Origin of the sequence: Psychrobacter sp. (assembly GCF_030457785.1) — a bacterium.
Classification (GTDB): Bacteria; Pseudomonadota; Gammaproteobacteria; order Pseudomonadales; family Moraxellaceae; genus Psychrobacter.
Window position 1 is genome coordinate 1 of sequence record NZ_JAKDUI010000083.1, and the last position, 10,077, is coordinate 10,077.

General features: G+C 42.3%; 9 protein-coding genes. 8 read left to right on the top strand and 1 reads right to left on the bottom strand.

Annotation, left to right across the window (positions count from 1 at the left end):
- Nucleotides 1-820: 820 nt before the first annotated feature.
- The 6 genes from ccoN to L0J61_RS05725 all read left to right on the top strand — a co-directional run bounded on the left by ccoN (nt 821) and on the right by L0J61_RS05725 (nt 6,982).
- Nucleotides 821-2,302, top strand: coding sequence for a cytochrome-c oxidase, cbb3-type subunit I (gene ccoN, locus L0J61_RS05700; protein WP_301465368.1), 1,482 nt, complete (start codon nt 821-823; stop codon nt 2,300-2,302).
- 9 nt (nt 2,303-2,311) lie between these two features.
- A complete protein-coding gene (gene ccoO, locus L0J61_RS05705) occupies nt 2,312-2,950 on the top strand; it encodes a cytochrome-c oxidase, cbb3-type subunit II (protein ID WP_301465369.1) in 639 nt (212 codons plus the stop codon).
- Nucleotides 2,950-3,132 (top strand): cbb3-type cytochrome c oxidase subunit 3, encoded by a 183-nt coding sequence (locus tag L0J61_RS05710; protein WP_144297129.1) that lies wholly within the window; start codon nt 2,950-2,952, stop codon nt 3,130-3,132. The genes ccoO and L0J61_RS05710 overlap by 1 nt, the downstream gene beginning before the upstream one ends.
- Nucleotides 3,129-4,310 (top strand): c-type cytochrome, encoded by a 1,182-nt coding sequence (locus L0J61_RS05715; RefSeq protein ID WP_301465370.1) that lies wholly within the window; start codon nt 3,129-3,131, stop codon nt 4,308-4,310. Before L0J61_RS05710 ends, L0J61_RS05715 begins: the two co-directional genes overlap by 4 nt.
- 501 nt (nt 4,311-4,811) lie before the next feature.
- Nucleotides 4,812-6,221, top strand: coding sequence for a cytochrome c oxidase accessory protein CcoG (gene ccoG / locus L0J61_RS05720; RefSeq protein ID WP_301465371.1), 1,410 nt, complete (start codon nt 4,812-4,814; stop codon nt 6,219-6,221).
- A 179-nt stretch (nt 6,222-6,400) separates the two neighbouring features.
- Nucleotides 6,401-6,982: a FixH family protein gene (locus L0J61_RS05725; protein WP_301465372.1), complete on the top strand. Its 582-nt coding sequence runs from the start codon at nt 6,401-6,403 to the stop codon at nt 6,980-6,982.
- Between the two features lie 132 nt (nt 6,983-7,114).
- Here L0J61_RS05725 and ttcA read toward each other — a convergent pair whose 3' ends face one another.
- A complete protein-coding gene (gene ttcA / locus L0J61_RS05730; RefSeq protein ID WP_301465373.1) occupies nt 7,115-8,314 on the bottom strand; it encodes a tRNA 2-thiocytidine(32) synthetase TtcA in 1,200 nt (399 codons plus the stop codon).
- A gap of 358 nt (nt 8,315-8,672) precedes the next feature.
- Here ttcA and queC point away from each other — a divergent pair, with 358 nt between their 5' ends.
- Both queC and L0J61_RS05740 read left to right on the top strand, forming a co-directional pair.
- Nucleotides 8,673-9,389 (top strand): 7-cyano-7-deazaguanine synthase QueC, encoded by a 717-nt coding sequence (gene queC, locus L0J61_RS05735; protein WP_301465375.1) that lies wholly within the window; start codon nt 8,673-8,675, stop codon nt 9,387-9,389.
- A 260-nt stretch (nt 9,390-9,649) separates the two neighbouring features.
- Nucleotides 9,650-9,979, top strand: a complete 330-nt coding sequence (locus L0J61_RS05740; RefSeq protein WP_301465374.1) for a hypothetical protein — start codon at nt 9,650-9,652, stop codon at nt 9,977-9,979.
- Nucleotides 9,980-10,077: the final 98 nt, after the last annotated feature.

Sequence of the window (10,077 nt, forward strand, 5' to 3'; positions counted from 1 at the left end):
TGCTAAAGTAAATTTAAACCCTAGCCAAATTGTATATGATTTTATAAAAACCTACTGATAGCAGCTAAATAAGCACGTACTCTCATCAGCCATCTTCACCTACATTATAAGGGTCGACACGATAATAAGTAAAACCAATTTATATTGCTTACTATTGCCGCTGTCACTACGATATCGGCCTACCTCTACGCCTATGATGGAGCCTTCCTTTTGTTTCACAACCTGCTTTTTCTGGAATAGTAATGGAATTGCGTATAAAATGGTCAATTATCGGCTGAATAACAAGCCTGTAACTGAAATCTTTACCCAAGAGTTTTTATTTTGCCACAGAGTTCTGATGATATTTCATCAGGATTGCGTTACAATACCCTTAAACAGAGTCAGGAGTTTTAACTAAACATTACGTAAATATGTTTTTTTGTCAGCCGCCGCTAGCATATATCTATTATGGTCACTGCATTTTAAGACCCTATGAATTTTGGTATCTATCTTCATTAGTACAGAGATCTAAGTAGTAATTAAGATAAGTATTTTACCTCATTAGATGTTTGATGATTAATAATACCGCGTCTGCTTTATTCACCTTTACGATTTATTAACATTCTCCCTTCCGACCAACTAAATAGATAGTATGGTGCGTTTAAAGACGTTTTTTATCTATTGATATGGTGTGAGGTTAAAGCTTAGATTGATAGTTAATAACGTAATGGTAATAAACAAGCCAAAACAGCATATACCGCGTCTATAACTCATTAGAGCATAGGTATCGCAAACACTTAGTTAATTCTGTTGATAATTCGGGCTGTAAAGGAATCATCCAATGAGTTTACAAAACACAGCAGTCGCCCCAGTGGACCGTGAATATGAAATTACTATCGTAAGATTTTTTACGATAATGGCCGTAGTATGGGGCATCGTCGGCATGAGTATTGGTGTGTTCATTGCTTCACAGTTAGCATGGCCATCACTCAATTTTGACACCCCATGGCTGACATTTAGTCGTTTAAGACCGCTACATACCAATGCGGTTATTTTTGCGTTCGGTGGCTCTGCCCTGTTCGCAACGTCTTACTATATTGTTCAAAGAACCTGTAAGACAAGGTTGTTCGCACCTTATTTGGCCTGGTTTACCTTTTGGGGTTGGCAAGCAGTTATCGTATCAGCTGTGCTTACCTTGCCCATGGGTGTCACTTCAACCAAAGAGTATGCTGAACTTGAGTGGCCAATCGATATCTTAATCGCATTGGTATGGATATCTTATGCCATTGTCTTTTTCGGCACACTTATCAAGCGTAAAACCTCACACATTTATGTCGCTAACTGGTTCTTTGCAGCCTTCATTATTACGATTGCATTACTTCATATCGTAAACAGTATGGCCATTCCAGTTAGCCTATTTAAGTCTTACTCGTTATTTGGCGGTGCGACTGATGCAATGGTGCAGTGGTGGTACGGGCATAATGCAGTAGGCTTTTACTTAACGGCTGCCTTCCTTGGGATGATGTATTATTTCGTTCCAGTACAGATTGGACGTCCTATTTATTCATATCGTCTATCTATCGTTCACTTTTGGGCATTAATTGCTGCATATATGTGGGCTGGTGGTCACCATCTACATTATTCAGCATTGCCAGATTGGACACAGTCTTTAGCAATGGTCTTTTCTATCATCCTGTTTGCACCATCTTGGGGTGGTATGATTAACGGCGTGCTAACGCTATCAGGTAGCTGGGATAAGCTACGTACCGATCCGATCATTCGCTTCATGATTGTTGCCTTGTCATTCTACGCTATGTCGACATTCGAAGGTCCGATGATGTCTATCAAGACCGTCAATGCACTATCGCACAACACTGACTGGACTGTAGGACACGTACACTCGGGCGCGCTTGGCTGGGTAGGTATGATTACTATTGGTTCGCTATACGTATTGTTACCACGTATTTATAACAAACCAAAAATGTACTCTATCAGCTTAATCACCACGCATTTCTGGCTAGCAACTGCAGGGACAATCTTCTATATTGTATCCATGTGGATCTCAGGTATTGGTCAAGGCATGATGTGGCTTGCGACCAACCCAGACGGTACTTTGGTATATAGTTTCGTTGATACAGTTGAATTCTCACACTACCCTTATATTGGTCGTGCTTTTGGTGGATTCTTATATGTATCGGGTATGTTTGTGATGGCTTACAACTGCTATAAAACACTGAAGATGCCTGAAAGCAAGCTTATAGATGCCGCTGATCCGACGAATCATGAATCTAGTGCCGAAAAACCATCGACAGCTAACGTATAAGGAGCAATCATGGCTGGTACACCGCATGAAATTATTGAAAAAAATACAGGCTTGTTGGTCATTGGTATCGTCATTGCTATTAGCTTTGCAACGCTAGTTGAGATCGTACCATTAATCTATGATAACAAGAGCCTTGAAGAAGGCGGCGTAAACGCGCCCCTTCCCTCTATGGAACCATGGACTGCTTTAGAATTCGAAGGTCGTGACATCTATATTCGTGAAGGTTGTCACGTTTGTCATACCCAAATGATTCGCCCATTGCGTTCAGAGGTTGAGCGTTATGGACCTTATTCACGTGCTGCAGAGTCAACATGGGATCACCCATTTTTATGGGGTTCAAAACGTACTGGACCTGATCTGGCACGTGTGGGCGGCCGTTACTCTGAAGATTGGCAAAAGCAGCATTTGATCGAACCGCGTTCATTGGTGCCTGAATCAGTTATGCCTGGTTTCCCTTGGCTTGCTGAAAACGAAGTCGATGGTGAAAACGTTCAAGCTAAAATGCGTTTATTCCGTGATCGCTTTGGTGTTCCTTATACTGAAGATGATATCGCAGGAGCACCAGATGCAGTTCTTGGTGCCACCGAACTTGATGCCCTAGTCGCTTATCTACAGCAATTAGGCACAGCAATGGAAGGACAGCGCTAATGGGTATTGGTGAATTACAAACAATTGCGACCGTTTCTGCCTTTATTGCCTTTATAGGTGTTGCATGGTGGGCGTATTCGCCAAAAAATAAAAAACGCTTCGAAGAAGATGCACAACTTGCGCTTGATGACGAGGATATTAAGTCTCTGTCTGAAGAGCAGCGCAATAAGGATAAACGATGACATTTTTTTGGAGTTCTTGGATCACGCTATTCAGTTTCGCCTGCTGGCTTTTTATACTTGGCGTTCTGGTGTTTGTATTAAAATACAAGCCAGACGTTGAGAAAGACGGTACTACTGGTCATGAATATGATGGTATCCGAGAATACGACAAACCGCTTCCTAAATGGTGGTTGGTGATATTTTTTGGCTCAATCGTCTGGGGCGTCGCTTACTGGGTATTTTTCCCAGCAATGTTCCCAGCACACTGGGATGGTATCGCAACGGTAGAAGTTGACGGTGAGACTGTACCTTGGACCTCTCATAATGAGCTGAGTAGTGAGCTTGAAAGTAATAACAAAGTCTTCACTGACAACTTTGAGCAAAACATCTTGGCAGGCGCTGGCGCTAGTGGTGCTACGTCTACCCTAGCGACACTAGCTAGTATGCAGACAACCATGCGTCAAAGCGACAATCCGCCAGCCGATTTACAAGCGCAAATTGATGGAAAGATAACTGAACTCGCTCCTTATGTTGAGACGTTGTCTGAAGATCAGAATGCTTTAATGGTCGGTAGCCGCTTGTTCTTACAGAACTGCTCTGTTTGCCATGGTTCAAACGCCAGAGGCGCCTTGGGTTATCCTAACTTGACCGATAATGACTGGTTATACGGCGGTGCACCTGAAAATATCTTGACGACGCTTCATAATGGTCGTGTTGGTGGTATGGCAGCTTGGCGAGATCAAATCGGTGAAGACGGCGTGCGTGCGGCAGCCGAATATGTTTTATCTATTTCTGGTAACCGAGAGGACTATGATCTGAATCAGACTCAAGTAGCCCAGGGCGAGGTAATCTTCAACGAGCCAACCAACTGTGTGCTTTGTCATGGTGCTGACGCAAAAGGTATGATTTCAACTGGTGCTCCTAACTTAACTGACAACATCTGGTTGTATGGTAGCGATCGCGAAAGCGTCCGCGAGACAATACGTCATGGTCGTGCTGGCGTTATGCCTGAATGGCAGACCAAATTGGGTAACGAGCGCATCATCCTCCTTGCTGCCTATGTTTACTCATTATCAGACTCACCAGTTCCAACTGGCGGTACGTCAGAAGCAGCTGCTGAAGTCGCTGTAGAAGATACTAGTACCGAAGAGGCAGATACCGATGCAACCGTTACTGCTACTGAAGAAACTGATATCTAACTTAAGCGTTATGATTTCATTGAAAAGATAAGCTGAATAAAGGGAGGGCTGTCAATACAGTCCTCCCTTTTTTTTTACTGAGTGCAATAGATCTTAGCTCGCTTAAACGTATACTTATCATCGGTGAGTTTCCAACTCTCAAGGATGAGTTATTTCGTAGATAAAGCGACCAATTTTATGCAATCAAATAACCCCACCTCCCTTGCAACACTGCCTATATGCTGATTAATAATTTATAATTATCACCACACTTATAGTAGGGATAGTGGTAAAATACTGATGCTTAGGTTTGGCTTGTAAAGCACATCTAAAACCAACCCTCATATACCTTTACTAAGTTATTTACCCCAGATCATTTGGTAGTTTGATTGGCGAAATTCATGTTCACGCCCTCTCTTCTACTTACTGACATTGAGAACATTGCACACTCATACATCCTAATATCATAGGTGTTTGTTCATCATGCCAGCAGACTGATTCTTTTTTTAAAGAGGCACGTTTATGTCAGAACAACAACCCAATAAAATCCCTGTACAGCAAGTCGATCTTGATGCCACTAAATACAGTGTTCATCCTAGGTTTGTCAAAGGGCTTTATCAGAATATTCGTATTATCACGATGTATGCGCTATTAGCAGCTTTTTTATTGTTACCATGGCTACGATACAATGGTAGGCAAGCGATATGGTTTGATGTTCCATCGCAGCATTACTATATTTTTGGCATGACATTTTTGACCCAAGATTTTTACTTTATCGCAGCGTTTGCTATTATTGCGGCCTTCACCTTATTCATGGTGACAGTGTATGCAGGTCGTGTTTGGTGTGGTTATGCTTGCCCACAAACCATTTGGACTCACCTTTATCAACATGTTGAAAAATGGGTCATTGGTGATCGTAATAAACGCATAAAGTTTGACAAAAAACCAATGAGCGTCGAGAAAGCCCTAAAACGCTCAATAGTGTACTTTATTTGGCTCGTATTTTCGGTCATTACGGCATCTACCTTTGTCAGTTATGTGGCTGGAACAGAGTTCCTGTATCAGAGTTGGCAGTTTATTGGCTTTATCCCATTTCCTGATTGGCCAACTTGGGTATGGGTATCGATGTTTATCTTTACCTTTGCGACCTATGCCAATGCTGGATATATGCGTGAGCAGATGTGCGTCCAAATCTGTCCTTATGGTCGCTTTCAAAGCGTGATGTTTGATAAAGATACGCTTATCGTTTCTTATGACTATGAACGTGGTGAACCTCGCGGTGCTCGCAAAAAGAACGCGAATGCTGATCATTTGGGTGACTGTATTCAGTGCCAAATGTGTGTACAGGTTTGCCCCACTGGTATCGATATTCGAGATGGGTTGCAAGTCGCTTGTATTCAGTGCGCGGCCTGCGTTGATGCTTGTAACGACGTCATGGATAAAGTTGGCTTGCCACGCGGACTTATCCGCTATACGACAGAACGCCAACTGACTGAAAAAGAGCCTAGTCGTTTGTTCCGCCCACGTCTATTTGCTTATTTGGCATTATTGACCATATTGTGTGGTGGCGTCGTATTTGCACTGACCGACCGTGTGCCATTAGAGATTGATATCCGTCGTGACCGTAATCAACTGTCTTCTGTCAATAACGAAGGAATGATCGAAAACAGCTATATTGTCAAACTGACCAATAAGACCCAAGAGCTGCATACTTATCAGGTCACTCTGGCTCCACAAGACGGCTTGAGTTTAGAGCTTCGATTTAACAATTTGGAGCTAAAGGCTGGCGAAAGCTTTGATATGCCTATGAGTATCTTTGGTGATCCTGATGTGATCGAGTTTGGCCAAACGCCGGTAACCTTAAACGTGACGAGCGAAGACGGACAGTACCAAGTGAGCAAACAAAATATCTTTACCACTCAAGGTCAATAGTTCACAGAAAACTGTTGATTGAAAGTTAAGTAGCTAGCATACTCTTATATCATTCACTTGTTAGCAAGCGGCTAGCAAGTGACACTTTATTATCAAGCTGGCAGCATTAAGCCGTCAGATTACCCATTGATACAATTTATGATATCCAATAATCAAGGTATCTGAATAATAGGTATTTTATGTCTGATCCTGCACCAAACTTTAAGCATCAAGATACTCAGCCATGGTACAAAAATTACATGGTTGTCATTTTTGTGATTGGCATGCCAGCAGTCGTCGTTATCGCTTGTATTTGGTTTGTATATTACTCTTACCAAATCCGTGATAGTGTGGTGCGTGACGACTGGTATATGGACGGTAAAACACTCTATCAGGACGTATCACGTGACAAACTGACATATGATTTGGACTTGCACGGTCAAATGCAGCTTGCTGACAATGGTGACATCGTATTTTATTTGAACTACCCTGAACAGAGCTTGCAATCAGATGAGCTGCTAAATGGCACACCACTCGTCTATCCTGAGACATTAGAGCTGTCTATATCTCATGCAACTGACATAAAGAAAGATCGTGATGTGGTACTACAGCATCAAGAAGCAAATAAATACAGTGCACAAGTTGATCTCGACCCATTAAAAGCGAAGTATTACCTGCAAGTCAGTAATGACGGGCAAAACGACTGGCGAATGCAAGACGTAGCCATATTACCTCGAGCAGAAGTAAGCTTCGAACCGTTATCTGTCTTTTCTGAAAGTTAATCATCACCAATATCACTGCTATACGCACTACTAATTAAAAAAAACCAGCCAATCTCTTACGAATGGCTGGTTTTTTTATTGATACTTTTTTAATTTCAGCGCTATTAATTAATAACAGCTCACGTCTGAATGCTAAATAACAGGGTTAATCGTTGGTATTTTTTGTGCGGAACCATCATCTTCCATCGTTTTATTTGACGCTTGGTTTGACTTTCGATTTAACGCTTGGTTTGACGCTTTATTTGATACTTGTTTTGGCTGCTTATCAGCAAACTTTGGATTAAACCTCTGCGTTTCTGGTGAAACTGGCAAACCAATCTCTGCCAAGCTATCAGTCTGACCCGCCTGGATATTATCTCCTTCAAACAAACGCTCTTGGCCATCACGATCAAGACTCAACTTTTCAAAGTCGAACAATTCACGATCTGCCAATTGTGAGGGTGCTACGTTTTGCATGGCTTTGAAAATTGATGCCAAACGCTGTGGATGCGCATCATCCCACTCGCGTAACATGTCATTGATAATAGCTCGCTGTAGATTTGTTTGACTCCCACATAGGTTGCAAGGAATGATCGGAAATGCTTTTAGACGTGCATATTCTATGATGTCTTTTTCTTCTACATAAGCCAACGGGCGAATCAGCAAGTTTTGCTTATCATCACTGAGCAGTTTAGGTGGCATCGACTTTAGCGCACCACCATGAAATAAGTTCAAAAAGAAAGTTGCCAGCATGTCATCGCGATGATGACCCAAGGCAATTTTAGTCGCACCAATTTGTTTAGCAAAGCCATACAGAGAGCCACGGCGCAAGCGAGAACACGCTGAACAGTAAGTTTTGCCTTCTGGCACCACACTTTTCACGATGCTATACGTGTCTTTTTCTAAGATATAGTGCGCAATTCCTTGCTCATTCAGATAGTCTGGTAAAATGTCTTCCGGATAACCAGGTTGCTTCTGATCTAGATTGACCGCGACGATATCAAAACTGATCGGCGCGATGCGTTTAAGTAGCAGTAAAATATCCAACAGCGTATAACTGTCTTTGCCACCCGACACACAGACCATGATCACATCACCATCTTCGATCATATTAAAATCTCGAATCGCCCATGATACCTGACGACGAAGCTTTTTTTGTAGTTTCCGAAACTGTTCTGACTCAGTGGCTGCTTTTGTTTTAGTAGCACTGCTGCCTTTTTTCATCTCATCGTCAGCAACATCACCATACTCTGCGCTATCTGTATGCAAAACATCATTATTTAAGTCTGCATCTGCTGAATTATTATCAAAATCAGGCATGGTTTTTGGGATAAATAAGGTCTCTGCAGTCATAAATTACTCAATATCTATACAAAAGTTATTTGCCGAGAAGCGCCCAGCAAAAAATATTTTAGCACGAGTGCTTTAAAAGCAAGGATTATAACAAATTTTGCTAAGGGTTTGAAAATATGACGTTAATTTAACACCTTAATTAGATACTCACAGGCAAATGATTTTTGTTTTATCCGTCTAATGATATTAGTTTAGGGATGCCAGAATCATCATCTCATGGTTCAGTAGTGGTCGTATTTTTGCTAAAATAAACGTTTTTCGCAAACCAATAATAGATACCAATATGACTAACGCTACCCCGCAACACGCCACTAACCATCAAGCACAAAATCAAGCAGCTGATGAAAGCTTACCTGCCCTGCATAAAAACCAAAATGCTGTCGTACTATTATCGGGCGGGCTTGACTCAGTGACTTGCTTGTATTGGGCGAAGGCTTGCTACGCTTCTGTAACGGCGGTTAGCTTTAACTATGGACAGCGTCATAACAGTGAGCTTGTAGCAGCCAAAGCCATTGCTCAGAGTGCCGGAGTCAATCACTGCATTATCGACATAGATATCGCGCAGCTAGGTGGCTCTTCACTGACTGACCACAGCATGGTCGTTCCTGACGGCGACACGGATAAGTTTCCTGATAAAAAGCACGACGAAATCGATAACGACGCTATTCCCAATACTTATGTGCCAGCGCGTAACACTATTTTCCTGTCTTATGCACTGGCAGTGGCTGAAGTAACCGAAGCCAATCATATCGTCATCGGTGTCAGCTCCGTTGATTACTCGGGTTATCCTGATTGCCGTCCAGAGTATATTGACGCCTTTCAACGTATGTCCAACTTGGCAACCAAGGCAGGCGTTACTGGTCACCAACTATCAATCCAAACACCATTACAAAAGCTATCGAAGGCAAAAACCATTGAGCTTGGTCTATCATTGGGCGTGGACTACAGCCAAACCATTTCTTGCTATCGCGCGGATAATGATGGGTTAGCCTGCGGCGTTTGTGACAGTTGCTCACTACGCCGTCAAGGGTTCGAACAAGCGGGCATCGAAGACCCAACCCATTACCAGCCTTAATCAGCACGACAACGGCAAATGTCGCAAAGATACAATACTAATCAACATTTGCGAAACAATCGCTTGCATTAACACAGCACGGCTTCATTATATTTTGATCAAAATACTTGTTATGGTATGGGAACCAATATCTACCGTAAGTTATAGACTTCCACATCGCTTATATATTTGTGTACGCATGTGAGTCAACCATCTATCCGTACGTGATAGCATGAAAATATACCGTTTATAAAACTGCCACCACCTATAAGAGGATATATATGAAAATTTTGTCAGTACTTCCCCTAGCCCTAGCTGCTGCTGTTGCGATGCCACAAGCAAATGCTGCTGATATCAAACAAAGTAACATCGACGCCTGCATCGCTGGCGCAGTCGAAAATCAAATCGCGAACGAGAGCGATGCTACAGAACTATGTAACTGCACCGTCGACGTCCGTAGCGAAATGACCATCGGTCAAATGTGGGAAATCGAGAGTTACGCGCAAAATCAAGAAGATCCTTCAAACCTGCCTTATGTCCAAGCAATGCAACAAGACTTGCAGCAATGCACGGAAGGTCTGGACTTGCAACAACCTCAGCAACCCTCTTAATAGACAAGTTGTTCGAGATGAAAAAGACTGGCTATTGCCAGTCTTTTTTGTTGTCAATAAATAGCCAAAGTGTAAAACTAGATATTAATCTCTGTAAA

Coding starts and splice junctions, on each gene's coding strand:
- ccoN (WP_301465368.1), top strand. CDS start 821: ATGAGTTTACAAAACACAGCAGTCGCCCCAGTGGACCGTGAATATGAA.
- ccoO (WP_301465369.1), top strand. CDS start 2,312: ATGGCTGGTACACCGCATGAAATTATTGAAAAAAATACAGGCTTGTTG.
- L0J61_RS05710 (WP_144297129.1), top strand. CDS start 2,950: ATGGGTATTGGTGAATTACAAACAATTGCGACCGTTTCTGCCTTTATT.
- L0J61_RS05715 (WP_301465370.1), top strand. CDS start 3,129: ATGACATTTTTTTGGAGTTCTTGGATCACGCTATTCAGTTTCGCCTGC.
- ccoG (WP_301465371.1), top strand. CDS start 4,812: ATGTCAGAACAACAACCCAATAAAATCCCTGTACAGCAAGTCGATCTT.
- L0J61_RS05725 (WP_301465372.1), top strand. CDS start 6,401: ATGTCTGATCCTGCACCAAACTTTAAGCATCAAGATACTCAGCCATGG.
- ttcA (WP_301465373.1), bottom strand. CDS start 8,314: ATGACTGCAGAGACCTTATTTATCCCAAAAACCATGCCTGATTTTGAT.
- L0J61_RS05740 (WP_301465374.1), top strand. CDS start 9,650: ATGAAAATTTTGTCAGTACTTCCCCTAGCCCTAGCTGCTGCTGTTGCG.